Source organism: Luteibacter aegosomatissinici (assembly GCF_023078495.1).
GTDB lineage: Bacteria > Pseudomonadota > Gammaproteobacteria > Xanthomonadales > Rhodanobacteraceae > Luteibacter > Luteibacter aegosomatissinici.
Map to the genome: position 1 here is coordinate 2,774,841 of NZ_CP095742.1, position 25,604 is coordinate 2,800,444.

Consider the following 25,604-nt stretch of genomic DNA (forward strand, 5'->3'; position numbering starts at 1 on the left):
CGTTAGCGACTGTCGCCACACCTGGCGCCTCGCTCGCCACAGCAGTCGTGACGTTTCCTGTCAGGGTGCATCAGCGTCTTGTTCCAATGGCGGAGGTGACATGTCGTCAATCGCGACGATGTATACCCAGACGAGTTCAACGACCCGTTTTCCGCACTCGATGTATGCAGGCCCCGACATTTTGACGCGGTCTGGCGAAAAGCCAATCGCCTCCGCCAGGTCCGCTGGCGCAAGCTTGCCCTGCTTCATCAAGGTTTTGACGATTGCGCTGTATGCATCCGAGTATTCGATGCCTTCGCCGGGCCGTTGCGTGAAACACACGTGCAGAAGCAGTCCCCTTGATGCTGGTAGCGCATCGAAGGCTGAATCGGTAAAGACATGGAACTCGGCGTGATCGCGCGCACGGTCGAGAGCCACCCGGTCGACGCAGGCGCCCATTGCCAACGGATTGTGGGTCTGGTGAAGACAGTCGAGAAACTCTCCTGCAGTAATCCCAAAGTCCTGCATGGCCCAGTAACTCAGCAAGAGCGCCACCTTGTTGGTGAGCCTCGGGATATCGTCAAAGGCTTTTTCCGAGAGCGCCATGTTGTCGCCATGTGCGATGGCGTCGCGAGTCTCCTTGATGACCTTGAATTCCCCATGCGTGATGTTGATGGCGTCGACAACCCCCTGGTCTGTGGCATCCACGGCCCGCCGGTAACACCCGCCGAATGACACGCTCTCCCGGGTGAATGCCTGCCGCACGCGTGAAATGACCTCCTCCGCCTGTACAGGGCTCAATGGTTCAGTCATCGTGGCGAGTACTCCCCGCAGGGCGTGGATAGCGGCTTTCGATGGACCGATGACCTCCGTGGCGACGTCGCCGGCCTTCAGCTTGACCACACCATCGAGGACGCTCACATAGCCGAAGAACCGGAACTCCCAGAACCCGTCGTACCGAAGCATCCCCGCGACCCGCGTCCAGGAAATCATGCGAAAGGCCGACTGGTAGTAGTTTTCCAGCAGCACCTTCCACCGCCCGTCGACAAAGGCCCTCCTCATCAGGAAACGCGACCACCCCCTCCCGTCTCCATCTTCCGTTTCCGGCTTAAAATACTGAACCCAGGCGTGGTGCCTGGCGATTCCGCTGCCCACGGTCATCTCCAGGATGTCGACAGGCTGGCCGAGGAGAATGGTCAGGAAGATCGACAGCTCCCGGCAGCGCTCCCGCGCGTCGGCAATGCGAAACGGCGTCGCTGCTCCCACAGATACCCAGACCTGGTCGGTGACGACGGTATCGTCCCCTGAGGGCCGCAGCGACGTCTCGACCGTGATCCGGACCTCCAGCATGCCGTAGGGGGTGTTGACCTCAACATTGACGTCGTCGGGACGACCTTCCCAGGCAAGCGCTTCTCCGGGTTCACCCCGAATCCGCTGCCCCGACAGGAACCACTCGGTCAACCGGGTAAACCGGACGCTGACCTCGGTGAACGCATCCGTCGTCTCGCCTCCGATGACCTGAGCGATATACACCCGGTACGAGTGGTACTGGCAGTGGAACAGCGTAAATACCTGTCCTTCAACCGTCTTGGCCAGCAGCCTGTCAAAGGGCGTACCATCATCGAGCTCATGGAACGCGGCCGTCCGCCGGAACGTCAACGAAGTACCACTTGGCCCGCCAACCCTGAGTCTCGCATTCCCAAGCAACGCGCCAGAGTCGCCGTAAACGTCGACGTCGAACTCGGCCGGTACGGAGAAGGTGTTGGCGATGGACATGTCGCGCCTTTTGATGGGAGGTGGCTGTAGGGTGAGCGTGCGGAACCGGTGACGTCGAACGCGAACCGTCTGGCGCACACCCGAAGCATTTCAGGCCGGCGTTTTGACGAGCATCGCCTCCGGCGGTGCGAGCATTGCGTCACCCTCACCCGCCGTCTCCGCTTGCAATGAAGGTTCATGCGGAGCTTTCGTCGCAATTGCGTCCAAAACAGGCGCCTGACGCGCCTGTCGTCGACGGGCTGCCGCGAGCAATCCACACTGATAGTCGAGCCGCTCCGACAAGGTGCGCATCAGCGCCGGCAAGAATGCCATGGCGACTCCGATGGCCAGCAGGGCGCCGACTGCAGGCGAGCCGGGATTGAGCCAGTGCGAGTCGGTCACGACCTTGTAGATGCCCATCACGCCGAGCGCCGTGGTGACGATGGCGGCCTTGTCACCCACCAGAACCGACAGACGCGCGAGGCCCGTGGCCAGACGTGCCCGGTACTGGTCCTCCATGTCCTCAAGAACGCCTGCGCCATGGGCCGCGAGTGCTGCGATTTGCGGCTCGCGCACCGCCCACCGTGCAAGCTGATGGTGCGCCTCGTCCGAGGCGCGGTGTGCGCGGCGCACGTAGGACACGAGGGGGTCAACGAGGACGTAAGCCAGCGTGGGGAACAGAATCAAGGCCCATACCGCGAGCGGCGGCCAGCCCGCCCAGAACATGGGCGCGCCATGCAGGGGACCAAGCGCGACGGCGAGCAAAAATCCGATTGGCCATGCCAGACCAAACGTCCTCCGCCAACGCCGCTCCCACCGCTGGATGACCCGCTCGGTCGGACTCGGGTTCTTCAGGGGCCGATAGATGACCGCCTCTGACAGGATGCGGATGACCTCCGTGCTTTCTTCCATGGTGCTTCACGCCCCCCTCTTCAGACGCGCGACAGCGCGTGATTCTTGCCGCAGCCAAGGCATTTCCGGTATGGCCCAAGTCTTCCTTCGCGTTCACGGCCCAGAAGACACGTGCACACGAAGCACACTGGACTTAGCCCCTTTTCCCAACGACGGTAACGCCAGAGGGCTGCTGCGTACGAGACTGACGCGGCAACGAGCCCGCCCAGCGCAACAAGGTCACCGGAGCCATGCAACCACGCATCATCACCCGCAGCGACCGGCAGGTCAGATATGCCACCCACCGCCACGGCAGCCATCATTGACACCCCGCCTGCAATCAGCGCGGGGATGCAGAGCGCTACGAACATCCGCGTTTGATAGGACATGGCCCCTCCCCTTCGTACCCACAGTGTCCCCATCTCTGTCTCAGGTCCTGAGACTCTCCGCTCCGAATCCCTCCAGCCGCGTTCGATGGTGGGCAACGCAGGCGCCTCATCAGAAAACGGCGACGGCAAAGGTGGAATGGCGCAACAAAATGCCGTCCGGTGCCCCTGCATAGGTGCTGGTGCGACCGATTGCCCAGCCCGGACACCTTGACGCCCGGCCATCTGGCGCCAGGCTGGAGATTTCCCCCGGAGCTCCCCATGACGCCGTGCCGTCCCACCCTTTCCCAAGAATGCCATGTAGCCGTCCGCAACGGCGCGACCGTACTGCCTCGCGTCTTGTGGGCCACCCGCCTTACACCCGTCAAACGAGCAAGCGACGGGATGGACCGGTGGCTGTGCGTGTGCCGAGCGCGGTACGTGGAGCGCATCAGGCATGGCCAACGTTTCGCCGGTGAATGTCGAAGTGCAGGGCGGCTGCACGGCATGTCGTTCGCAGGGGACACCCGTCATGAGTGAGACCACGCTTGTCCTGCTTGGTTGCGCCATCGTCTTTTACATCGGTCTTGTCACAGCCTCCATCCTGTTTTTTGGCCTGAACTGGCTTGTGAGTTCAATGTCCGCGCGCTGGCGCCGGCGCAAAGCGCATCATCAGTGGCCTTTCACCCGGCGCCCGCGATGAGCGCCGCCAGAACGACCACAGCGGTGATAAGGAAGCCAACCCCAAGCACCGAGAAGAAGGTGAGCCCCGTCGGCTGGCCCGGTGGTCCCTCGCCGGGTCTGGCGGGAATCCCCGCAATCAAGTTGGCGCCCACGCCAGCGACGATTAGATAGACGTTTTTCGCCCCTTCGAGCTGCTCCTGGATACGGACGTCTCCGCCGATGTAGACAAAGATGCTGCCTACAATTCCGACTCCAACGAGCACCAGACCATTGAGCCATTGAGAGAAATCACTTCGCCATCGCCGTGCGAAGGAAACGCAGGCGACCATGACTGTAAATGCGAAGACCGTGGAAAACAGGCCTGCGTGAGAGGCTACAAATTGCAGGAAGGTCTCGCGAACGTCTCCTTTATAGGGCGCAGGATGCGACTGAACCTCCATGACAATTCCGGGAAACGCGTGTCTCGGTGGTACGACAATCATTTGCAGCTCCTCATCATCTGCATGTCATTCCCTGAACCGCCCGGTCCCGCTCGTGCCGACGCAAGCGGCCCTCGCTCCCCACGCCAACACACAGTGCGTCATCCCGAACCGCTGTCGTCCTTTCCACTCATCCGGGTGCATGTCGTGATCCGGCGCACCTGCTCAGGGGGGATGGTCACCGTGTCCTCATTGAGGTGGCGCTTGACGTGGTAGCCATCCATCTGGACGACAAGATCCAGGTTGTCGCTGACGTTCACCGGCGAAACCGTTGCAATCATGTCCCAGTCGGCCTTGTTCGCTTTCTCTGACGCGACAAGGCGGACACATTTCTCTCCGCGTCCCGCCGTACTCCGGTACGCAGGTGTGGCTAGTTTCGCCGCAAGTGGCGGGACGAACAGGGGAAGCGCTGCCAGTCCCAGGACGAGAAATGGCAGGAGGCGGATGGCCTCCATGACCAACCGACGGCGCAAGGCATGACTGAACGCGTATTGCGCCCCAATACCAGCCACGCACAGCACCACCCATATCATCCAGCACTCAACGGCGGAAACACCATCCATATCCTTTGCAATGCCGAAAATGGCTCGACCAAGGCCGACAGCGACAAAGCACTGAAGCACGGTTGAGTACGATATGAGCGTATTCGAGTAAACCCTGGCTTTTCCAACAATGCCCGCGCGTCGCTGTACCAATCGCAGCGCGCTGACACTTGAAGCGCAGGCGATGACGCCTGTACCCAGGAGAATGATGCCCGATGCCCAATCCGTGCCGCTCATCAGCCAATTGCAAAGCGCCATGAGGCCCAGAACAAGAATTTGGGACGCAAGCCACGCCCGAGAGAGATTTTCCGTCCGAAAGGGGTTTATGAATTCCTTTGCCTTCAGTGACCTGGTTCCGTCGATGAGCCTTCTGCCTTCGACGTCCACCTTCATCCACATCGCCATCGATGGGGCGAGCACGTAGACAGTGAGCACCAACGTCGCAAAGAGAATCAGGCAGAAAAGCACGGGCAAGCTTCCCCACGCCAGGCTCGACCCGACCGGGACGGGGATGGCGTACTGCGTCCGGAACTCGTACCAGTAGCCGGCCGCAATGGCGATGGCGATGGACCCTAGCATGCCCCAGACCTTCGCGGTCTCCCAGATAGCCTCTACGGCGACCGAGAGCACGGCCATCTTCCTCGATCCACGCTCCGCGAGCGCTGTTTGATTCTTTTGCATTCGTCTTGTCAAGTTAAAAGGAGAAGGGAACGCTTCGACCCGTCCTGGTCAATGCGTTCGGTGCGGACCACGAACCGACACGGCTATCACGATTGTTCACCGCCCGCTGGCGACCACGCCAAACCAAGGCCTCCGGTGCACCAGGCAACGTAATAGAGGAGAGACATGGCTCGAAGACTGTTCTCCAATGAGCCATAGTCAACCACTTCCCCATGGACAACCTGGTGCCGGTTCAGGCCGTGGAATCCAGCGGGCCGCTGATTTTCGTTTTGGTGCACCGGCAGGTCTGCCGTGAACGCCTCGATGTAGATGGCGGCCAACGCTGAAAAGGGAGCGGCGCCTTTTCGGCGCAGATGATTGCCCAGTGCGTTTCGCCCGGCCTTGACGAAAAAGGCTGCGCCGGTCGATGCATCAAAGCACACACCATCAACCTGTGCGAAGAGGACGGGAATGGCGAGACCGTGGTCACCTCTTTCGACTGCGGCAAATGCCGAGTGCAAGAGCGCGGCCCGGCGGGGATAGGCACGCGACAGCTCTTCCAGCATCCCGCTGGCTCTCTCAGCGAAATAATCCCGCATCAGGGCTGTCGCGCCATCCACGTCACCCGCACCCATGCGCTCCTGGAATCTCCAGCGGAGTGCGTGCGGCATTCGGGCGTCGAGAAACCACCCCTCCCTCGCCATGGATGTCAGCTGTTCCCTTGCAATGGGCGGCAGCCGGCCTCGCCACGTTGCAAACCTCTCGAGCGACTCATCAACTTTCCGGCGCTGGGCCTTGATGAAATCACGTACGCCTTCGGGCGTTGCCGGCACCGATGATTTGAGCTCCGCGAGCTCTTCGGATGTAAAGGTCGCAGCAAGCGCGCGTTCGAGCTCATCCGCGACTTCATCAAGCCGTCCGCGTAATGCCTCCAGGTCAGTCTGGAGCACAAACGCCTCTTCCTCTCGGTGTGTCATCCATTTTCCTCTAGTTCGGTCCCCGCCCAAGGACCAGGGGCTCTCTTTACTGCGACAAACTGCCGTCCGAATCGTCGGGCTCATTGACTTGACAATACGAAGGATCAAGCCAGGCTGGAGTCAATTCCATCCATGAGCGCTTTCCATGACCAACATTGACATCACCCGAACCATCCGCCACCGCCTTCTTGCCGAACTCAACCGGACCATCGCCGATCTGCTGGCCAGGGAGCAGTTCGGCAGCATCCAGGAGCTCCTGGAAATCCAGAAGCTATATCAGGACATGATCAACTAGCTTTGGCGCCCGGGGTTCAGACGCGCGGCTTGGGCCGGCGCGGATTCGGAAGACCCTCTGCGGGTTCGGCGACGCCCCCCCCTCAGGCGTCACGCTCGGCACAATCAACGACACCCCGGAGGCCTGCAAGGCGCTGCGGTTTTCGGGCGTGTCGGGCAACAGGAGAACCTTGCCGTCGGTCATGAGGACGAGGATAAGCGCGTGGCCGTCGTCGTCGCGCGCGATGATCGCGCTCCGTGCAAGCGGTCCAAGAGCCGGATCCCAACTGTCCGCGAACGCCCGGCGTTTGAGCTGCGACAACGGTTCGACGGCCACACCTTCCTCTGCAAGCGCATTGCGCACCTTCTCAGAGTCCGGGCACAGCAGGAAGCTGCCATTTGCGAAGATGACGACAATGAAGGCATTCCCGTCGGGGTCGATGGCACCGATCGCCCTCACCGCGTTGATGAAGGGTCGATCGCGCTGCACCTCCGTCCGTGACGCAGGGCCACTCTTTGCGTCATTGAAACTCGTGTTCATGCTCATTCCTTGACGAGATCCAACCCGTCCACGCGAGCCCACGGCCCCCCGTTTCGATGTGAGAGGCTGTTGTGCACAGACGTCACCACCTCACCCGCCACACGCCACCACCGGTGCAACTCGCACAGTGGTTGAGCATCTGCCAGTCATCACGGCCTTCAAGGCGCTTGAGGCCCTTCCGCGCCTTGTCGGCGGTATGCGAGTTCTCCCAGTTGTCATGGCCGCAATCGCCGCGCCGAATCAAGACGTCGTAGCCCGGCTTTGAGTAGCGCTTCTTGTAGAAGCGAATCTCCCCCGATTCAGGCGGCCCTTCCCGGCCAATATCGTCGGGTGACTCTTCATCCTCGTCCTGGCGCTCGCCGACGCGCGCATCCTCGGGCGGCTGGTAGCCCCCTTTCATCTGGGCAATGACTTGCTGGAGCGCCTTGTTCTCTTCCCGCAGGGCGTCGTTTTCCTTGTCAAACTCATGGACAAGTTCAAGCGCCTCTTCGGCCGTCTGTCCCTGCGCCTCGAGTTTTCGAACGCGCATGCGGGCGCGATACGTGCGGATTTCGCGAATCTCGAAGGGGGGCTCAACGCCAAGGGCCGCAGCACTCATGACGGTATACCGCAGCTGGTTTCGCAGCCGCTCCTGACCATCCCCGTCCCAGTCCATGTTGTCGAGCCGTTCCGGCGTCCACACACGCCCGGACACCCTCGCATCAGAGCCACTTCTCAGCGGCGGCCAGTAAAGTCGTACGGCGCCGCCATAGCAAGACATCCGCTTTCCGATTTCGTCGGTCAGGCTCCAGCTCGCGTCCTCGGTCAGGGTAACGACCGTTGCGAGGGCCGACAGGTCACGGGCGATGCGGCCTGAAAGGCCATCCCACGGTTCGTCCCCGTCAAAGACAGACACGGCGACGATGGGCATGGTTCGTCGTGTCGACAGGATGTTCGAAGCCAGTGCGATGCCGTCGGCGTCCTCGGTCAAACGAGTGACCTCGACCGGCCCCAGCTTGGTGTCACCGAGATGCCAATCGGAGCGCAGCGCGCGGATGGCGTGGATTATTTGCGGACAGCGCGGGACGACAAAACCCGGACGAATGATGCTGTGGACGTTACGGGCCGCAAGAGTGAGGTAGACGACCACGCGAAGGGACGTCCTGATCACCCGGAGGGCCGTACGGAAGATGTGGTCGTCCGTCGTTGGCTCTTCGAGAATGACCTCTCGGAGGTCACCAACCTCGTTGGAAAAGGGGGCTTGCCACACCCTACCCGTCTGGCCACCTGTCTTCGACACGAAGGTCGTCTCGCTGGCCGACGGGTCCGCCACACCCTTCCTCGACAGCCAGTCGTCGATTTCGGCGTTGATCCGGTCGTAAAGCGCGCGGGCTTCGGCATCCGGCAAATCCGGCAATTCCATCAAATAAGCAGACAGATGCTGCATGTCCCTGTTTCCTTCTCCTGGTTGGCAAGACGAATAACGGCGCGCATGACACAGACTTTAGGCGTGCGTTCGGCCGCGACACTCCCCAGTTCCTGCTCAAGTACGCCACCACACTCGGCCCGCTGCCGGGCGAATGACGAGGTTCTCAGACGTAAGACAGGACGCCTAGGCCTCCGACCGTGGTGGCCGTGACCATTGGCAGATTGACGCAAAATAGTTGTCACTTCAGTATCTACAGCATCATATTTTCGTAGCCCGCCACGCGCAAACCCCGCCGCGCCACGGCCCATAAAACACGCCCGAAACCGCGATGCCTCCCCAACGCCCACCCTCGACAAACCCCTGGTCCATCCTCCGGAATGGCGCGGTTCTCGGCCTTGTCTTCTCGCTGCACATCGACCTCGCGGCTGGCCTTCTTGCCCTGTCAGAACAACCGGAACCAGAGTTGGCGGTGTCTGTACCGGCACCCGACGCCGCCCTTGAGGTCATGCTCCGTCCCCGGTCCGTACCGCCGCCGCAACACCCCGTTGCCGCCGTGATTGCAGTCCCGGCGCCACCGGTGACCGCTCTTCCCCGCAAGGTCCGACCGTCATCCGCCTCCCGCCTCGCACCATCGGACACGCCGCTCGCCGCGTTTAAACCACCCGTGCCGGCACCGGCCCCAGCCCCCACCCTCGAGGTGGTGCAGCCAGCCGGGAGTCCGACGTCCTACGCCGGCGGCGACCCAGCACTCCGGCAGGCCCTTGGCGAGTCGGCCCACCGTGCCCCTGCCGTCCCCGGGTTCGACGCGGGCTCGCGTGCAAAGGGCATCGTCCTTACTGCCCCCACAAGCATGCGCGACACGGTCAATGCCGTCGGTACCACACTCAGCTGTAACACCATCAAGATGAAACGCGACCACCCTGGCAATGAGGCCAATGCTGCACTGATGCGCGCTTACGGCGAGATGGGCTGCAAAGGATGATACGACCGGCAAGGACGGGCGTCGCGACGAAATGCAGGCCGAGTCTCAGGAGCTGGTCCCGTAAACGCGGCGGTGGTAGACCTTGGTGACAATGGGCGGCGACAACTCAAGGATGAACACGCCGAGGCATTGGATGGCAAGGATAACCAGCGGCGCGAAGAAAAAAGGCTCGTTTCCACCAAACGAGAAGACGGCGACAGCATAGGCGAGGCAACCCGGCAGAAACAAAATGGCCGCAATGATGACGCGCGCGACTGCCGTCAAAAAGAGCCCCATTGTCCGGTCGAGGCGTTCGGCCTTCCGCACAACCCTGTCTTTGACGACCGCAAAGCAGTTGAGAAGATGGGGATGAATCTGGAGCACCGACTGCGATGCACCGATGACGAGCACCTCGCGCTGGCGTGTGCCAAGGTAGTTTCCCAACCAAAGGATCAGGACCGGAGCAAGGACGATGCGCGCGATGAGGGCCATCGACTCGAGCGACGACGTGACATGGGTTGCACCAACGTCCACGCCAATCTGGCTGGGGATGGAGATACCATAGACCGAGGCTGGCTTCTCCAGTAGCGCCTTCGACCGCGCGCGCAGGTCTGAAACCAGCGCCTTCGGAGACCTTTTGTCAATGCCCTTGTTGAACGCCGAGAGTTCGTCGCCGACATCAACGAAGCGCTCAGCGGTCAAATAATACCGGGTGACAAGTTTGTCGTAGGACAACTCGTACGTGGCCCAGTCGTATGTCGACATGAAGGGGACTTTCTCCGTGCTGGCCTCGTTCCACGCCTGCTCGAAGTTCGGCAGCTCGGCTTCAATCTTCCCGGCATAGATCGCGTATGCGCGCGCAACACCCCGATCGTTGCCAGCCGAGAGCCCGAGGCAGACCACCATCAGCGTCAAACACGCGATGGTGACCAGAACACCGAGGAACATGATGCGTTCAACCCTCTTGCCAAGGGTCACTGCGATGTCCAATGTGCGCCCCTCTCCCAAGGTCACCTCAATAGGCGAGCCGTCTCAGCGGTCCGCCCCGCCTCACCCAGCAGCGCCAGGCATGAGTCGCATGGTATCCCGCCGTGCGGATCAAAGCATTGTCCGGGTGCTCCGGTTGCTGAGCTGCTGCGGCTCACCCCGCTGCGGCTCGCTTCTGCAAAGGAACCGAGGACTACGACGATTCGCGCGTTGCGCCGTTTTGTCCTCATGCTGGCTGGCCCTGTTACCAGCCCATCAGTATTCTGGACCACAGCGACAAACGCAGAAGCACAGAAGACGCTGACATCCAATCAAGGAACTCATCGATGGACCTGTCGACACCCCGATTTGCCCGCTTGACTGACATTGACGCCATACGACGGGCTGCGCCCATCGCCGGGACAACTGCAGCCCTCAGTCTTGCAGGAGGCCTCGCGGCGTCGTTGAGCAGCCCCCACTGGACGCATGTTCTGCTGTCGGCAGTCACCGGTCAGCTTTCAACGACGATGATAAAGCTCTTTTGCTTTGGCACATTTATCGTGCTTGGCATCGCTTTTTTGAGCAGGGCATGGAAACCAATTCCGCCCATGGTTGGCATCGCGTCCCTGATGGCAGGGCTCGCCTTCGACCTCCTTGCCGCCGCGTCAGGCATTTTCATTGGCATCCTGCTTCCTGCGTTCATCCAGAGTTGGCGTCTCGGATGCATGGTATTTCCGGCGCTGGCCGTGTCGGCCACCGGCCAGGCGTGCATGGTCATCCTCGCACGCCTCCTTGCCAACCCCGACTACGCCCGATTCTTCGAAAAGCGCAGGCGGCCAGCCCTGATGGGGCTTTTCCTTGCCGGGATGGCAATCTGGGCGCTCAACGCCGAGACGTGGAGTGAGATTCCGGCGGCAGGTCCCGCCCAACACGCCCAACCCTGCACGCCCATCGCTGCAGGGAGCTGAGCTCCCGCCGTCGTCGCAGCAGCTGACCAATATACGGGGCCCGCTGAAGCTCGCTGGCCGTTTCGCGAAAGCGTCAACCGTTGGGTAACAGCACCCGGGTGATTCCTTCGCGGGAGGCCGAGGCCGTCACCATGGGCACGCCCAGTGCCAGAAGCTCGAGCCGCCTGCCCGGATTGTCCAGCATCACGCAGACGGTTCCTGTCTTCATGACCACAAGAAGCCATCCGATGGCATCAGCATCCCGCAAGGCAACGGCCATCTGCGCCCAATGCGAGATGTCGGCAGACCATGGACGCGAGAGCGACCCCTGCCGAGCACTGTGCAGGGGTGAGATGTCGATGCCCGAATTGGCCAGACTTTCCCGTCCGGCTGCCGTGTCCGGTACAAGCCACGGGTCACCCGACCGCAGGATGACCACCAGGAATGGAACCTTGTCGTCCGTATAGGCCGAGACTGCGGCAACGACGTCACGTGGCGCCGTGCCAGCGAGGAGTTCTCCGCCAGGAAATGCCGCTTCCTTGTGTACGTCGCTGTCGTTGCTCATTGGACGTTCGCGCCCCGCAGGAAACCGTGGCGGAATTCTGGCGCATGCAAAAAACGCTGTCTATAAGGGGAAAAGGATATCGCTTCATTTCTTGCATCATTCAGGACTCAAGTCGGTAGAGCCAAGGGTCTTTGAGGGTCCGAATGTCGGCATCGACCGCAGGGGAGCAGGTGTGAGAGGCCCGCCTTTAGGCCGCCGACCATATCGGGTAGCCTTGCAATCTCACTCAAGGAGGACACGGCAATGACCCTGGACGCGATGCGAGATGTTCTGGTCGCAATGGAGCCGACGGGAAGCGACGGATTCGAGGGACTTGCGGCGCTCGCCTTGAACGCGGCGACGAACCTGCATTTTCGGCTCACCAAGAGCGGCTCGCAGCAGGGCACCGACGGCGCCGGCGCCGGGCCCGCTGACGGCATCGGGTTCGAGTGCAAGCGCTACGACTCGAAGGTGGAGAGCTCCACCGTCAAGGTCAAGCTCCTCGACCTCCAGACACGGAACGACGTCGAGTTGTGGGTGCTTTGCGCCACCTGCCCGGTTGATGAGCGGATTGTCCGTTCTGTCCGACAGCACGCCGACCTCTTCGGACTGCAGACCCAGGTGTTCGACTGGGATGACACAGGCGCCAACCCGCTTCTCGCGCTGCTTCTCTCCTTCATCCTGCCCGCAACGCTCGACGCGTTTCTGGCAAAGGCCGGCGTGAGCCAGGCTGACATAGACGGGATGCGTACCGCACTGGCCGGCCTCCGCGCCCAACCGGGATACCTGGCTGAGCGCCAGGAGCTTCTCTCTGGGCTGGACGTCGTCAACCTGGGCTTTGCCGCCGCGCGCAGGGCAAATGCCGAATGGTTCGTCCAGACGCTGTCGGACAGGGAGGCTGCGATCGACCATTTGCGACAGCCACTCGCCCCGCTCGACGAATCCATCCCCCGCCGTATCGTCCGAACTGCCTTGGTCGACACCGTCCAGGCGCACATGCAAGGACCTGCGCCCACGGATGCCCTGTTCCTGATAGGTGAGGAGGGGGCTGGCAAGTCGTGGCTGCCGCTTGACGCATGGCTTGAACTGCCGCCCGATGAGCGCCCCATGCTGCTGGTCATCCAGTCCAGGGATTTGGCCGCCGTCGGGGATGGGTTTGACCTCGTCCAACTGCTTGCAACCACCCTTGCTCGCCAGACCCTTCGACACGGAAACGGCATGACCCCGGACAACTGGGGGCGCATGGTCAGGCGCTGGGTCGACACCAAGCCTTACCGCTCGCTCCCACTGGTCGTTGTGGTTGACGGCATCAACCAGCACGAAGCGGACTGGGGCCGCATCACCCGCAGGCTTTTTCGTGAGCTGCGGGAGCGAAACGCGCGCCTTGTTGTTTCATCAAGGCAAGGCGTCTTCGAGGATGTGGTCCGTCCCCGCTTCACCGAGGTCAGCACGTGCGCTGTGCCGGTTTGGACGGAAGCCGAGCGCAACGAGATCCTGACCGCCGCCGGGCTCGCCGCAGACTCACTCAAGCCCTCCGTCGCAGCCTCGCTTCGAAACCCGAGGATGCTCTCCATCGCGCTTGAGTTGTTGGACGCAAACGCCTTGCAGTCGATGGACGAGTTGACCAAGGCGCAGCTGCTGTTTGAATATCTCCGGCGGGCCCGCCGCGACTATGCCGAGGACGAGAACGCACCGGCTTTCATGCGGCGGCTGACGGGCCTTGCTAAAACCTTGCTGGCCGCGACAACGCCCATCGAGAGGCGACGGGCGGGGATCCTCGACGATGTGACGGCAACCGCCGAGGGCCGTTTTTTCGCGCCTCTCGCTGACGACCCGACGCGCTACACCCTCTCGCCGGAAGGTCTTACCCTTGCGCTCGGGCTTGCGGTCGTCGACCACGTGCGTGAGGCAATTCATGGCGGCATCTCGCCCACAGCAGCGATTGCTGCACTGGTCGAACCGATATCCACCATGGACGATACGGCAGATGTCCTGATCGCGGCCGCGTGGGCTGCCAACCTCTCGCGCGGCAATTCACGCCTTAACATCGTCGCCGGCATCATCACCGCCTTTGTCGGTCTCCAGAACGTCGACCCCGTCCATGCGCCGGGTTTCCAGGCGTTTGCGAGGGAGTGCCCCGACGCGGTGGTCCTCGCTGCCGAGACCATCTGGCTAGCGCCCGGGCAGCTGCCGGAGAACGGTGAGTGGGTCCAGAGCGCCCTCTCTGCCATCCCGTCGAGCTCCCCGGCCTGGACGATGGTCGCCGCCGCAATCACCCGGTGGCTGTCGTTCCACGCGCTCGCGCCTGTCCATGTTGAGAGTGGGAGCTCATCCCAGGACGAACAGTCCCACGAACGCCGGGTGCAGCGATACCGGGGCCGTCTCGAGAAGCTGACCGAGCACGAGAAGGAGCTGCTTGTCGGCATGCAGAAATGCGAGGGAGATGTCGATGCCCTTGCCGGCCTCTCGCTTGAGTTGCTCGCCGGCCGCGCGCTTGAATCATTTGTCCCGGCCCTGGCGAGATGGGCACTCAGCCGCCGGCTTGCCCAGTCCTCCCGCTCTCCAAACAGCGCCTTTTCCTGGCTGGGAAACCACAATGCGGTCGACTGGCCAACGACGCGTGATGCCGTGCGCGGGTGGTGCAATGACATGCTGACACTTGGCCACAGCGACACAGGCACGGCCGCCGTGGTGCAGATGTACCGCTTCACTGGCGACTCGCAGGACGGCCGCATCGCCATGCATCTTCTCGATAAGATGCGCGCAAATGACCCCGAATATGCTCAGATTCGTGCGCTGAATGCCATGCAGTCGCCTGAACCGGCCGACCCCGCATCCCTCGATCCAGATGACATCACCACGCGCATCGAGCAGTTTGAGTCCATTGACGTAACGACGCTGTTCAACCACTTCGGGACGACGTCAGAGGACCACGACTTCGAACGTGCCCTGCCCTGGGTTGCCCGCATACAACCAACGACGGCCATTGCCAAGGTCCAGGCATTCATTGATCAGGTCCCGTCGCGGGACGGGATGGCGTTGCGACAGGGCATCTTCGCCATCGAGGCGTTCTCTTTGGCCATGTCACCTGGCCGTGCAGATGCGCTGCTCGACGTCCGCAGCGCATTGTTGACTGACAAGGCTCAAAGCCTTTCCGAACGCGAGCGAGAGGTGATGGGCGGCTATTGCCTGCTGCTCGCCCTGCCCCAACTCGACGGCGACGCGCAGCTCAACGCACTGCTTCGACCTGCGCCTGAGCAGGCGGTATGGATACAGCACACGAGACAGTTCAAGGACGCCACGGCGCCTGGCATCGAGCAGGCGGCGCGTCAGGCACTGGCGTCCGGCAACCCGGTTGTCGGACGGTACATCCTCGGGCATCTTGCGGCGTCGGACGACCCTGTCACGCCGGCCGTCGACGAGCTGGTCCTCAAAATGGTGGCAAGCGACGAACCGAATGACCGCGTCAGTGCCTTCGCGTTTCTCCAGCAGCGGGGATTGGACGATGCACTGGTCGCGTTCGTGGAAGGCAATTGGTCTTCGGCAACGGCCGCTAACGATACGGAGGCCTATTTCGGGTCTCTCGTGCTGGTCCGGGCCGTGAAACAGGGCCTTGCATCGCCGGCGGCCGTATCGCCAAGAATCACCCCCGAGGCCTATGGCGCCTTTGCTCTCGCGAACGCGGAAGCCGCCGCAATCGTCGGTGGGTTCCTGCAGGTCTTCCTGCACGCGATGGAAAGCAATGTCCTACCATCGCCCACAGTCGACCTGGAAGTCCAGCTTGGTGGTCCGCTCGTCCTGCGTGACTTCATCGACGTTGAGGAACGCGAAATTCCAGACGATGATGGTTTCGGCCGCATCAACTGGACGCCCGCCGACTATGCCGAAAAGGCAAAGCGTGAGCACGAGGCGCTCATGGCATTTTGTGAGGCGCTGACACGGGTTGATGCGGCGCTTGCGCTCCGGGCCCTGCGACCCGAGGGCATGCATGCCGCCTTCGCCGCGTCAGCCTCGCTCCTCGAAGGTTGGACCGACCAGCTCCTCCGTATGCCCCTCTCCGGCCAGCGCGCTGTTGCCAACATTGCGCTCATGTTCGCGGGATATCTTGCGCAGGTCTCACCCGGTCGCGCACGCATGCTCTTTGACGCCTACGCGGAGGTCAAGCCTTACGTGTCGCTCGTCTTCGACATGGCCGCCTACCCCCTCGCCTCTCAGGTCGCCTGGCAGGCGGCCGGCACCTCGACATTTGCTGACCTGTGCGGCAAGCGCCTTGATGGGGCGAAAAACGACGCAGCGCTGGCCAGGGAGGTCGTCGCGGCACAGAGCGAAGGGAGGACGGATGTCTTGCTCGCATGGGTCGATACATCGCTTGCCACCGGCCTTCCGGCGCGGGCGGCAAGGGCGTTTGCCGTTCTCGGCTTCATGGATGCGTCCCCGGACGTGGATGTCCGTCTTGCCTCAGGGAGTTCGATGGGCGGATTGCCGGGCGCCGCGTGGAAGCACGCAACGCGCGCGTTTCAGGCAAACGCATGGGCCCGTCACTGGTTCGAAGCGTTGCTCGCGGCGCCCACGGACGCGGAAGCCTGGCCGTTCCTGGTGCACCTCGAAGAATGCGCGGACGCCCGATACGACCTGTGGTCGAGTGACCTTGCCGGTCATGCTGCGCACATCCACCGCCTCGGCACCAGCGTCCTTGGCGCAGTGCGAAAGCGCGCAGGAAAAACGGCCCACGAGCGGGAAAAGACCCTCTTCGGCGAGCCGCGACCCGACGAGGTATTCCTCGCTTCAACGCTTCGGTAGGCCGAACGCCTCCGGATTCTCACACCACACCCAACGACTTACCAAGCCCGCAGCTCATGAGCTCTTACTACCGATTCCGTCCCATCGATCGCCTGCTCGGCAAGTCCCGGGAGCTTGAGACCCAGACCATCTACTTTGCTGGTCCCGACGAGCTCAACGATCCCATGGAGGGCCGCGCGGACGTCATGTTCCGGGGCGACGACATCGTTTGGGAAAACCTCTTCAGGCATTTTGTTGCCTGTCTGACCTGGGCCGTGGTCGCGTCGGCATCTGGCGAGGACCGCCCCATCCGCGTTGTCGACATGCCCATCGAAGATCCGCTCGACTCAAAGGTCGAATCCGTGGTCAGGGCCATCGAGGAGCTCGCCGACCGTCTGGTCGCGACGCCTGAAATCCAGATGCTCGTCGCACACCTGGCGAACCGTGGCAGTCCGGCCAGCGAATCCGAACTGCGGTTTTACCTCAAACAGCTCCATCCCGCCTGGACAGTCGCGATTCTCGACGCCCTTCCCGGGCACCCGTTGGGCGGGAACGTCTCTGTAGCGACGCCGCCTGATGTACTCGCCGTTGTCCGGGCGACGGATGAAACATTGGCTGGCATGGCCGGGAAAAGCGACGTTGAGTCACGACTCGAAGCGATGTTCCAGGCAGCAGAGGTGCGCGCCCAACAGCGCAACGTCCACCTATGGGCGAAGACCGACCGTCCTGCCGGACCCAACCACCGCTTTGTGTACCTCGATTTCGTTGACCATTACCTCACTGGATTGCGGCGCCTCCTGCATCCGGACTGGTACACGGCATGCTTCATGGACGATGTGGGTAATTCTGCCGTGTGGGGACACTATGCCAACGGTCACCGGGATGTCTGCCTGAAATTCCGGGCAAAGTCAGTCGGTGAAAGGCACACCCTGCCGCTGCGCGTTCCGGCGGGTTTCAACAGGGAAGAAACGCTGTGGAGCACGCTCGACCTTGAATTCCAGCCGGTCCGCTACACCGACGAAGGGGTCCGCCTGAACTTCTTTACCGCTATGGGCAACCTGCCCGTCCCGATGCTCAACAAGGTGTGGCGGGTGAGCCGCACCGGCAAGCTGAGCGCCATTGAACAGGAAGTCCATGGGGATGAACATCGCTGGCGCGCGGGCTACTGGCAGCAGTTTGAGGCTGCCATCACGAGGAAAAACACGGAATGGGCGCCGGAACGGGAGCATCGCCTCACCTTCCATAGCAATATCCTCAATCTTGCACCTGCCGGGATGCGGCTGATGCGGTACAACTTCGAGGACCTTGAAGCGATCGTCTTCGGCATCAAGACCTCCGACGCCGACAAGCAGGCCCTCTTCCAGCTCGTGCAGGCAAAGTGCGTCGCCACTGGGCGGCATGATTTCGAGTTTTTCCAGGCAGTGCGGAACGCCGGCAGCCGGCAGATTGAACTGCAAAGCCTCGGCCACATCCGAAACACTCGGCCCGAACCGTCGACCGGCTAGTCCGGCTGGCGACGGTCCCCGCCACCCGATACAGATGAGGGCGCCTTGCCCTTCCGCCGCCTCATGACTGGCTCGCCCTTCGCGACCTGCCTAGGACCGTCAAGTCGTTTGTCACCGCACACGCCCCGCCGACCCGCCATTGGCATGCCTCCCTCCGCGTCGCTCGTCCCTGCCCGGTTCACGCTACCCTTTGCCGGCGGGGCAGTGTTTCGACAGCAGACAACGGGGGAGGTCGCCAGAAGCATGCCCCACCTGGCCGGAGAGGGCTCTGTCGCATGGTCGTCAAGCCAGGGCCGATGAGAGCCGGGCTTCGAGCTCTACAAGGACTTTTTTCAGCTCATCGAGGGTCAATCCCCGCCAGACAGGCACACGACGACGACGGGCCTGCGTGTAGCTGTCAAAGCGCTCATCGTCGACTGCGAGCGCGCCGCGAAGCGCGTGGGCGACCTCGGGCGTTTTGGCTTCCAACTGGTCCCAGCAGACCAGCACATTGAACTTCGTCTTGTCCTTGCCCGAGTACCGCACCCTGATATACACCGGCCAGTACTCCTCCCGGCTGAGGTTTTCACAGCCCCGGGGGCAAATGTCGAGTGTCGCCCGGCGAGCATGCAGATTGTCGCGGGGCATGCCCGGGATGGCCGCCCGGACTTCGGTCAAGACAGAAGCCATGCCCTTCGTCTCGCGAAGCGTCTTGATGACACTCTTGTTTTGCAGGGAGAACAGCAGTTTCGTCCGGTTTGCAGCAGGGCTCTTCAGCCAGTCATTGGCGGCATCCTGGCGCCCCGTGCCAAGGAGCTCGTTGATGGCGCCGGGATGGGCCTGATGGATGGCTGCAGCGAGCTGTTCGACGCGTTCAGCACCTTCCGCCGGGAGGTCCGCGAGGCGTTGACAGTAAGCGGCAACGAGCTTTGCGGATGCGTTGCCACGACCCACATGGGCCTGGGCGCGCACCGCTGAGGTTTCCAGCCAGTCATACCCCACATGCAGCCAGTAGCTACCAGACGGGCGCGGAGCCTCCTGCGTCGCGTCGTGGTAGTAATCCATCGCAATATAGACGGAGTCGAGCTTGCGCAAGCGCGGGTTGGCCTTCAGTGCCGCACCAACATCCTCGCGGTAGCGTTCGAGCTGTTCCTCCGAGTGCCTGGCGCCCACCTTGTTTTCGATGATTACAACGAAGTTGTTCTGGGTATCGACAACACAGAGGTCAATCCGTGCAGTCTCCGAGACCCAGAACTCGGTCAGGGTGAAGGCGGATGCAAAGCTCGATGTGCGGATGCGCGAAGCGGGCCAAAGGGCAAGGAAATGCGCCGTCACGCCGCGCTTGTCGAGGCCACTGCCACCAGAGGCAAAAACAGACGACGCGTGCGTGAGCAGATCCCGCAGCACTTCATCCCCTTGGCTGTGCCCTTCCTTCGGGTCAAGCATCCAGGCCAGGATGGTCGAGTTCTGCTTTTCGCTGAGCCTGACGACGTCAAAGATGCTGTCTCCTGTGCGGTGGAGCTCACAGAGCTCAACCAGCCTTGGGTCAGCCATCAGCCGCTCCATGTCTCGTTCACGGGATGTCGCTACCATGCGCTTTTTCCTTTTTTCAGTACGGTGCCTTACGGCGCCCGGCAGTCGCTGAGCGCCGGATGCATCATGCGCGATGATGGTGGTCCGCGACCAGGCCCGGGATGTCGGAGAGGGAGGCCGCAATCTGCTTCGTTGCTGCCATGGGCGATGAGCGAAGGACCTCAGCGGCGTGGCCGTCTGCACGGAAGATGTCCACATGCGGGAGGAACACCGCGTGCATGGCGTCAAAGTAATCGTGCGACGCCTTCCCGGTCGGGTTTCGTGGATGCTTTTCCCTGCCTGCACCTTCGATGATTCGGATAATGAAGTCGTGGAGTGCGTAAAGGGAGGGGGTTGTCCCTGGACTGAGAGGCGGCAGTCCCTTGAAGTCCTCCGCTTCTTTTCCGAACAATCCGGCAGCCATCAGGCGGGGCACTTCATCCAGCCATTCGTCCCTCATCTTCTCAGTCGCCGATTGCACTGTGCCTGCCCCACCGTTGTCACTGGCGCCGGCTTTGAGCGCGGCATGTGTCGCCTTGGTCCGGTTGAAGTATTCAACGACAACCATTTCCATGCTGCGCGCTTTCGCGCGCAGCTCATCAACGTACTGTCGCCCCGCATCACCACTTTTGACCACCCATTCGGAGAGATTGACGATATCGTCGAGCGCCTCGCGGTAGAGTCGGTTGAGATCCGCAGGGTTGGTTGATGTTTTGAGAGCCGTCAGCAGTTTCGCCTGGTCGCCGGGACGAAACGGAAACCTGCGGACCAGCTCGTCGAGCAATTGCACCTCCTCGTCGGAGTTCTTGCTCCCACGAAGAAGCCGGGTAGCGCCCTTGAACCTGACACGCCGCTCATTGCGGCTTGCCCCGGCATTTCGCCAATCCTGCATCAACTCCTTGCGAACAAGATCCCAGAGCGGTGGGATCTGCGGCACACGGTAATACCAGTCCCGGCGCAGCCTCGTCCGCTCGCGGGATCGATGGTGTTGTGCGACCAATCGCCGGATCTCATGGTCAAGGATTGACCATGCAGAAGGGTGATGTTCCAGGCCGCTCAGCTCCGCGATGGTCCGGATGCGCTGCAGGCTCCTGTCGTCCGGCAAGACATTGTCCGGGTCCTTCGGGAGGCACTCGAGCACGAGGATATCGCTGAACAGGAACTTCGCAAGGCTACTGGTTTTGAGCGCGAGAAGCTCGGTCTTGAGTCCTGCACGATCCGGCGTGGTCAATTCAGAGATGTCGGAACTGTCGAGATAGACGATGGCGGCCTGCGTCGCCGGGGAGGTTTGCTTGCTCATGGTTCCTTGCGAAGGTTCGGTCTGAATCATGGGAGGTGACCAGCAGCTGGCGCAGCCCGTTTCCGGATGCCGCCCGCTCACGCTAGGACATGTGATGCACGCTCGCTTGGATATCGCTGACCGTTGCCCTTGATTGCAGCATATCGCCTGGCGGATGCCTCCCTTGTTCCTTGGCGGGTCACCCCCATAGCTGGATTCTCACACTCAGGGATCCACGGACCGATGAGCCACTGGACTGACGAGACCTTGCGCGCCCTCAACAAAAAGTACGCCGAAGCAGGCATCAAGCCCTTCCAGCGGCCCTTGCGTGCCGCCGTCGATATCCTGAAGGGTTCGTTCTCGATGGGCGCGGGCGGCAATCCGGAGGTCGAGGCGATCACCGCCCGGTTTCGCGCACTTTTTCCTTCCGGGGATGACACCTGGCCAGGGCTCGGCGCCGGCATCATCGCGTCGACGGACAACGTGAGGAAGGTGATCGCCGGTGTCCCCTTCGGTAGCCCGGTGCTCCCGCCACCCTGGCGGTATCTCGGGTTCGATAGCGAGACATTGTGGCGCGAATGGTGCCAGGACGACAACGGCATCATCACAGGAACGATCCACGCCATGGCGGACATCCACGACTTTGCAACCGGCGTCGATACCCTGCGCCACGGAAACGCACAGGCAGCATCACTCTGGTACATGGCGGGGGAAAACCTTGCAAACCTCGCTGACATCCTGCCGAAAACGGCAGGCGTCGACAGCGTGCTTCAGCCCATCTGCCTGACGGCCGAGCTCTCGCTGAAAGCCGCCATTGCCCATGCCGGAACAACGCCTCCGCACCACCACAAGCTGGTCAGTCTCGCCAACGAGCTGGCGGGCCTGGCGCCGCACGCAGACGACCATCTCATCGCACAGGCGGTCGCACTGTTTCCACCGTATGTCGAGTCTCGCTATGAAAGCGCGGGTCTTGCCCGGCTGCATGTGGTCCGCCTTGCACTCGCTGCACAATTCATCGCTGCATCGAGCATGCGGCGCTTTCTCGGCAACGACCTGGCGGAGTGGATGGCGGACAACGCCTGGGCTCCGGCGCGCGGGCCCCTGCTTTCCTGAGGCTTGGCCAGACTCCGGCCCTCAGCAGAATTCCCTCGGGCGAACCCCGGGGAGGCGCGGGTCGCCCCTCCCCACGCAGCAGACCGTCGTCAGTTGCGGATATTGAGGATGGTCTGGGTCAGCTGGTTGTCCGTCGACAACACCTGTGCATTGGCCTGGTAGTTGCGCTGGGCTTTGATCATGTTGACCAGCTGCGCGGTGAGGTCCGCCGTGTTTGATGATTCAAGCTCGCCCGACCCGATGCTGCCGACGTCACCACTCCCCGCCGCGCCCCGGACCGGCTGCCCCGACTCGGCGGACGCTGCCCAGTTGGTGTCGTTGAGCTGGCGCAGACCTTGGGGATTGGCAAAGGTCGCCAGCGCGACCTGACCCAGGGGTGTGGTCACCCCGTTGGAATAGATCGCCGACACAACACCAGTGTCCGACACGTCAATCTTCGAGAACTTGCCTGCCGGGTAACCGTCGTTCGTCGTGCTGGTCGTAGACGACGAGTCGCCAACCTGAGTGACCTTGCTCATGTCGAGACTGACATCGAGCGGTTCGGCGCCGGGATTTGCCGAAATCGGACCAAAGTCGAGCTTGCCATCGGTCGGGGACGTCAGCGCGCCGCCGGTGGAGAAATTGAGCGTCTTCGCCCCGCCGACCTGGTTGCCATCAACCGTCATGTACGCGGTCCACGTATTCGTACTGGCGTCACTCTTGGCGTAGTACACATTGACCGTGTGTGTGGCGCCCAGTGAATCGAACGCCTGGAAAGTCGACATGGAGGTGTACGTGTTGCTGTCGGTAGGACTGAATGTCCCGGTCGCAGCCTTCGCGCTCGCGGCAAGGTTCGCCGTGATGCCAACCTTGGTGCTGGCCTTCGCCGCAGACGACCCGGACGTCAACTGGAGGTCCTTCAATGCGCTCATGTCGTACCCGCCGGAGGCCGTCGGCGGATAGACCTGCAGATGCTGGCCGGTCGAGTTGACAATGAAGTTGTTGTCGTCCGGATGGAAATTGCCCGCCCGCGTGTAGGAGTATCCGGACCCGTCGCGCAGGGTGAAAAATCCCGCGCCGGTAATGGCCATGTCATAGGCATTGCCGGTCTGCGTGGTGTTGCCATCACCAAACTGCTGGGCGATGTTGGTCACCCGCACCCCGTTGCCGGCGGACGTCGCCGACAGGTTCTGCCCAGCAACTGAATAGACCTCGGAAAACTCTGCACGCGAGCCCTTGAACCCGACCGTGCTTGTGTTGGCGATGTTGTTGGCGGTGACCGAGAGGTCCGTTGAGGCGGCATTGATGCCGCTGAGCGCGATATCGAAAGGCATGGACAAATCCCCACTGGTTGCGGTTGTGCGACGGGAAGCTGCAGTGCAAGACCAAGACCATGACCACTACCGGTGCGCTGCCTTGCGTCGACAGTCACGCACCGGAGACGACGTAGCCTGTCTTGTCCCCGAACGTTCCAGCATGCATCCCTGAACCTTGCAGGGATGACCGACGTTTCGGCACGTCGCTGGCCGCCGCGCCGGCCCACTCGGGGTGCTGAGAGACTATACGCTTCACTTCTTGAAGTGTCACTACGAGGTCTCGCCCGCGTTCTTCAGTCGGGCACAAGCGCATACCCATTGATCAGCGCACACCGCTTGTTCGTCGGCGGGCTTCCGCCCCCCGGTTGGAACAGCGCCGTGTGCAACGGCGCGTGCACTCTTCCAGAATCCGCAACCCAGAGGTCCATCCGCGCCATGGGCCGCCATTCAAACAACCAACCACCTCCGAATCTTTTGTTCCGCATGGGCCTCATCGGCGTGGCTGTTGGAGCCACCGTCATCGTCTTTGGCTACGTTGGCGGCTGGCTCGACCCCTCGCGGGTGACACCGGAGAAGATTGTCGATGAGTTCCAGTCGGCCGGTGGCACCCATCCGGGATTTCGACGCAACCACTCCAAGGGGGTTTGCGTTTCCGGTCACTTCGATGGAAATGGTGCGCTGTCTGCGTACTCGAGTGCCTCGGTATTCAAGGCGGTGCAAACACCGGTTGTCGGCCGCCTCGCCCTTCCGGGGAGCAACCCGCTGGCGCCCGACAGCAGCATTCCGATGCGCAGCCTTGCCCTGAAATTCGACCTGCCCGGTGGCGAGCAGTGGCGAACCGGCATGAATTCCGTGCACATGTTTCCCGTCTCCACGCCGGATGCGTTCTATGCGCTCCAGGTCGCGGGCGCGGCTGACAAGACAACCGGCAAGCCGGACCCGGAAAAGCTCAAGGCCTTTTACGCCGCCCATCCGGAAACCGCACCGTTCCTGACCTGGATTCATGCGGCCAAACCGTCTGCCAGTTATGTCACCGAAACGTATGAGAGCATCAATGCGTTTTACCTTCGCAACGACGCAGGAAAGCGCCAGGCCGTCCGCTGGAAGTTGGTGTCCGAGACACCCACGCCGGGCGACGGCGGTGCCGCTGCGGGGGACGGGGACTATCTTGAGGCGGACCTTGTCCGCCAACTGGCAAAGGGGGACCCCGTTGACGATTCGGCAGGGCCCCGGCCGGATGCCCGGCCGACTGTCGACGCCGGCACACTGGCGATCGACCGCAAAACACCCCAGGCGTCCAGCAACTGCCGCGACATCAATTACGACCCGACCATCCTGTACGACCCGACCATCCTGCCCCGGGGCATCGAGGCGTCAGGCGACCCACTCCTCGCCGCCCGCTCCGCTGCCTACGCAGAATCGTACCCGCGCCGGACGAGCGAGGAAGGGCACTTTCCAAGAACGACCGCACCGAAGGCGTCGCGTTAATGGCACGCCTCATCATGTTCCATCCTGTCGCCCCTGTCCTTCACTGGGCCATGGCCGTCATGGTGCTCTCGATGCTGCTGTTTGTCGGGCAGGCATGGTCACCAGCGTCGAGACCACGCATGACTGGCTCTTTGCCCTCCACAAGCCCCTCGGCATTGCGGTCTTCGTCCTCGCCCCCACCCGCCTTGCCTTCCGCCTGACGCATCCGGCGCCGCCGCTGCCCGATGACCTGCCGGAGTGGCAAAAGCTCGCCGCACATGGGTCACATGTGATGCTCTACATCGTCATGATTGCGATGCCGCTCATTGGTTGGGCGACGCTGTCGGCAGGCGGCTATCCGGTCACCCTCGGCGGCGGTCTCATCCTGCCCTCCATTGCGCCGATGGACGCGACGCTCTTTGCGTGGCGCCGTCACTCGCACCGGTATCTGGCGTGGCTGTTTTTTGTGACCTTCCTCGCCCACATGGGCGCGGCCCTGCTCCACGGGCTCATCCGCAGGGACGGCGTGTTCGAGAGCATGACGTTGCGCCGCCGTCGGTGACCGAGGACATCCTGCCCCATGGCGGTGACACCCATGACGCGGTTTGCTCGCTGCCGACGCGAGCCGGCGTCCGGGGCAGGT

19 protein-coding genes and 1 pseudogene are annotated in these 25,604 nt (G+C 62.3%); 8 read left to right on the forward strand and 12 right to left on the reverse strand.

Annotation, left to right across the window (positions count from 1 at the left end):
- Nucleotides 1–60: 60 nt before the first annotated feature.
- Complete coding sequence (locus L2Y97_RS12495; RefSeq protein ID WP_247426908.1) at nucleotides 61–1,755, reverse strand: ApeA N-terminal domain 1-containing protein; 1,695 nt, start codon at nucleotides 1,753–1,755, stop codon at nucleotides 61–63.
- A 90-nt stretch (nucleotides 1,756–1,845) separates the two neighbouring features.
- On the reverse strand, nucleotides 1,846–2,646 hold the full coding sequence (locus L2Y97_RS12500) for a hypothetical protein (RefSeq protein WP_247426911.1): 801 nt from the start codon (nucleotides 2,644–2,646) through the stop codon (nucleotides 1,846–1,848).
- Between the two features lie 801 nt (nucleotides 2,647–3,447).
- On the opposite strand from L2Y97_RS12500, the gene L2Y97_RS12505 reads away from it, so the two are divergent.
- The gene (locus L2Y97_RS12505; protein WP_247426913.1) at nucleotides 3,448–3,693 is read left to right on the forward strand and encodes a hypothetical protein; all 246 of its coding nucleotides are present in this window, start codon (nucleotides 3,448–3,450) and stop codon (nucleotides 3,691–3,693) included.
- Here the strand turns inward: L2Y97_RS12505 and L2Y97_RS12510 are convergent.
- The 3 genes from L2Y97_RS12510 to L2Y97_RS12520 all read right to left on the reverse strand — a co-directional run bounded on the left by L2Y97_RS12510 (nucleotide 3,674) and on the right by L2Y97_RS12520 (nucleotide 6,332).
- The gene (locus tag L2Y97_RS12510; protein WP_247426916.1) at nucleotides 3,674–4,156 is read right to left on the reverse strand and encodes a hypothetical protein; all 483 of its coding nucleotides are present in this window, start codon (nucleotides 4,154–4,156) and stop codon (nucleotides 3,674–3,676) included. The two genes, L2Y97_RS12505 and L2Y97_RS12510, sit on opposite strands and share 20 nt — an antisense overlap.
- A gap of 98 nt (nucleotides 4,157–4,254) precedes the next feature.
- Entirely contained in the window at nucleotides 4,255–5,331 is a 1,077-nt protein-coding gene (locus L2Y97_RS12515) for a hypothetical protein (RefSeq protein ID WP_247426919.1), read from the reverse strand.
- A gap of 131 nt (nucleotides 5,332–5,462) precedes the next feature.
- Nucleotides 5,463–6,332, reverse strand: a complete 870-nt coding sequence (locus tag L2Y97_RS12520; RefSeq protein ID WP_247426922.1) for a hypothetical protein — start codon at nucleotides 6,330–6,332, stop codon at nucleotides 5,463–5,465.
- Between the two features lie 145 nt (nucleotides 6,333–6,477).
- On the opposite strand from L2Y97_RS12520, the gene L2Y97_RS12525 reads away from it, so the two are divergent.
- The gene (locus L2Y97_RS12525) at nucleotides 6,478–6,627 is read left to right on the forward strand and encodes a hypothetical protein (RefSeq protein WP_247426924.1); all 150 of its coding nucleotides are present in this window, start codon (nucleotides 6,478–6,480) and stop codon (nucleotides 6,625–6,627) included.
- Here the strand turns inward: L2Y97_RS12525 and L2Y97_RS12530 are convergent.
- From L2Y97_RS12530 to L2Y97_RS12540, 3 genes are all read right to left on the reverse strand, one after another.
- Nucleotides 6,604–7,146 carry a hypothetical protein gene (locus L2Y97_RS12530; RefSeq protein ID WP_247426927.1) on the reverse strand — a complete coding sequence of 181 codons (543 nt, stop codon included), beginning with the start codon at nucleotides 7,144–7,146 and terminating at the stop codon, nucleotides 6,604–6,606. The two genes, L2Y97_RS12525 and L2Y97_RS12530, sit on opposite strands and share 24 nt — an antisense overlap.
- A gap of 82 nt (nucleotides 7,147–7,228) precedes the next feature.
- Nucleotides 7,229–8,572: a hypothetical protein gene (locus L2Y97_RS12535; RefSeq protein ID WP_247426929.1), complete on the reverse strand. Its 1,344-nt coding sequence runs from the start codon at nucleotides 8,570–8,572 to the stop codon at nucleotides 7,229–7,231.
- A gap of 1,009 nt (nucleotides 8,573–9,581) precedes the next feature.
- Complete coding sequence (locus L2Y97_RS12540) at nucleotides 9,582–10,493, reverse strand: hypothetical protein (RefSeq protein WP_247426931.1); 912 nt, start codon at nucleotides 10,491–10,493, stop codon at nucleotides 9,582–9,584.
- Nucleotides 10,494–10,828: 335 nt separating this feature from the next.
- On the opposite strand from L2Y97_RS12540, the gene L2Y97_RS12545 reads away from it, so the two are divergent.
- The gene (locus tag L2Y97_RS12545; protein ID WP_247426933.1) at nucleotides 10,829–11,449 is read left to right on the forward strand and encodes a hypothetical protein; all 621 of its coding nucleotides are present in this window, start codon (nucleotides 10,829–10,831) and stop codon (nucleotides 11,447–11,449) included.
- A 73-nt stretch (nucleotides 11,450–11,522) separates the two neighbouring features.
- On the opposite strand, the gene L2Y97_RS12550 is transcribed toward L2Y97_RS12545, so the two are convergent.
- Nucleotides 11,523–11,993, reverse strand: coding sequence for a hypothetical protein (locus tag L2Y97_RS12550; protein WP_247426936.1), 471 nt, complete (start codon nucleotides 11,991–11,993; stop codon nucleotides 11,523–11,525).
- A 243-nt stretch (nucleotides 11,994–12,236) separates the two neighbouring features.
- Between L2Y97_RS12550 and L2Y97_RS12555 the strand changes: the two genes are divergently transcribed.
- Nucleotides 12,237–16,772 carry a hypothetical protein gene (locus L2Y97_RS12555; RefSeq protein WP_247426938.1) on the forward strand — a complete coding sequence of 1,512 codons (4,536 nt, stop codon included), beginning with the start codon at nucleotides 12,237–12,239 and terminating at the stop codon, nucleotides 16,770–16,772.
- A gap of 56 nt (nucleotides 16,773–16,828) precedes the next feature.
- Nucleotides 16,829–18,256: a hypothetical protein gene (locus L2Y97_RS12560; protein WP_247426941.1), complete on the forward strand. Its 1,428-nt coding sequence runs from the start codon at nucleotides 16,829–16,831 to the stop codon at nucleotides 18,254–18,256.
- Between the two features lie 282 nt (nucleotides 18,257–18,538).
- Here L2Y97_RS12560 and L2Y97_RS12565 read toward each other — a convergent pair whose 3' ends face one another.
- Nucleotides 18,539–19,828, reverse strand: a complete 1,290-nt coding sequence (locus L2Y97_RS12565; RefSeq protein WP_247426943.1) for a PDDEXK-like family protein — start codon at nucleotides 19,826–19,828, stop codon at nucleotides 18,539–18,541.
- A 64-nt stretch (nucleotides 19,829–19,892) separates the two neighbouring features.
- Entirely contained in the window at nucleotides 19,893–21,107 is a 1,215-nt protein-coding gene (locus L2Y97_RS12570) for a hypothetical protein (RefSeq protein WP_247426946.1), read from the reverse strand.
- 222 nt (nucleotides 21,108–21,329) lie between these two features.
- Between L2Y97_RS12570 and L2Y97_RS12575 the strand changes: the two genes are divergently transcribed.
- Complete coding sequence (locus L2Y97_RS12575) at nucleotides 21,330–22,199, forward strand: HEPN domain-containing protein (protein ID WP_247426949.1); 870 nt, start codon at nucleotides 21,330–21,332, stop codon at nucleotides 22,197–22,199.
- A gap of 89 nt (nucleotides 22,200–22,288) precedes the next feature.
- Here L2Y97_RS12575 and flgE read toward each other — a convergent pair whose 3' ends face one another.
- Nucleotides 22,289–23,512, reverse strand: a complete 1,224-nt coding sequence (gene flgE / locus L2Y97_RS12580) for a flagellar hook protein FlgE (RefSeq protein WP_247426952.1) — start codon at nucleotides 23,510–23,512, stop codon at nucleotides 22,289–22,291.
- Between the two features lie 318 nt (nucleotides 23,513–23,830).
- Between flgE and L2Y97_RS12585 the strand changes: the two genes are divergently transcribed.
- Together L2Y97_RS12585 and L2Y97_RS12590 are read left to right on the forward strand one after the other, a co-directional pair.
- Entirely contained in the window at nucleotides 23,831–24,982 is a 1,152-nt protein-coding gene (locus tag L2Y97_RS12585; RefSeq protein ID WP_247426955.1) for a catalase family peroxidase, read from the forward strand.
- A pseudogene (locus tag L2Y97_RS12590) lies at nucleotides 24,982–25,523 on the forward strand (cytochrome b). Before L2Y97_RS12585 ends, L2Y97_RS12590 begins: the two are co-directional and overlap by 1 nt.
- Nucleotides 25,524–25,604: the final 81 nt, after the last annotated feature.

What these genes read in the sequence shown, in the direction of transcription:
- L2Y97_RS12500 (WP_247426911.1), bottom strand. Translation starts at nt 2,646, where the DNA reads ATGGAAGAAAGCACGGAGGTCATCCGCATCCTGTCAGAGGCGGTCATC.
- L2Y97_RS12565 (WP_247426943.1), bottom strand. Translation starts at nt 19,828, where the DNA reads ATGGTAGCGACATCCCGTGAACGAGACATGGAGCGGCTGATGGCTGAC.
- L2Y97_RS12570 (WP_247426946.1), bottom strand. Translation starts at nt 21,107, where the DNA reads ATGAGCAAGCAAACCTCCCCGGCGACGCAGGCCGCCATCGTCTATCTC.
- L2Y97_RS12555 (WP_247426938.1), top strand. Translation starts at nt 12,237, where the DNA reads ATGACCCTGGACGCGATGCGAGATGTTCTGGTCGCAATGGAGCCGACG.
- L2Y97_RS12520 (WP_247426922.1), bottom strand. Translation starts at nt 6,332, where the DNA reads ATGACACACCGAGAGGAAGAGGCGTTTGTGCTCCAGACTGACCTGGAG.
- L2Y97_RS12515 (WP_247426919.1), bottom strand. Translation starts at nt 5,331, where the DNA reads ATGGCCGTGCTCTCGGTCGCCGTAGAGGCTATCTGGGAGACCGCGAAG.
- L2Y97_RS12530 (WP_247426927.1), bottom strand. Translation starts at nt 7,146, where the DNA reads ATGAACACGAGTTTCAATGACGCAAAGAGTGGCCCTGCGTCACGGACG.
- L2Y97_RS12525 (WP_247426924.1), top strand. Translation starts at nt 6,478, where the DNA reads ATGACCAACATTGACATCACCCGAACCATCCGCCACCGCCTTCTTGCC.
- L2Y97_RS12495 (WP_247426908.1), bottom strand. Translation starts at nt 1,755, where the DNA reads ATGTCCATCGCCAACACCTTCTCCGTACCGGCCGAGTTCGACGTCGAC.
- flgE (WP_247426952.1), bottom strand. Translation starts at nt 23,512, where the DNA reads ATGCCTTTCGATATCGCGCTCAGCGGCATCAATGCCGCCTCAACGGAC.
- L2Y97_RS12560 (WP_247426941.1), top strand. Translation starts at nt 16,829, where the DNA reads ATGAGCTCTTACTACCGATTCCGTCCCATCGATCGCCTGCTCGGCAAG.
- L2Y97_RS12510 (WP_247426916.1), bottom strand. Translation starts at nt 4,156, where the DNA reads ATGATTGTCGTACCACCGAGACACGCGTTTCCCGGAATTGTCATGGAG.
- L2Y97_RS12535 (WP_247426929.1), bottom strand. Translation starts at nt 8,572, where the DNA reads ATGCAGCATCTGTCTGCTTATTTGATGGAATTGCCGGATTTGCCGGAT.
- L2Y97_RS12505 (WP_247426913.1), top strand. Translation starts at nt 3,448, where the DNA reads ATGGCCAACGTTTCGCCGGTGAATGTCGAAGTGCAGGGCGGCTGCACG.
- L2Y97_RS12575 (WP_247426949.1), top strand. Translation starts at nt 21,330, where the DNA reads ATGAGCCACTGGACTGACGAGACCTTGCGCGCCCTCAACAAAAAGTAC.
- L2Y97_RS12545 (WP_247426933.1), top strand. Translation starts at nt 10,829, where the DNA reads ATGGACCTGTCGACACCCCGATTTGCCCGCTTGACTGACATTGACGCC.
- L2Y97_RS12550 (WP_247426936.1), bottom strand. Translation starts at nt 11,993, where the DNA reads ATGAGCAACGACAGCGACGTACACAAGGAAGCGGCATTTCCTGGCGGA.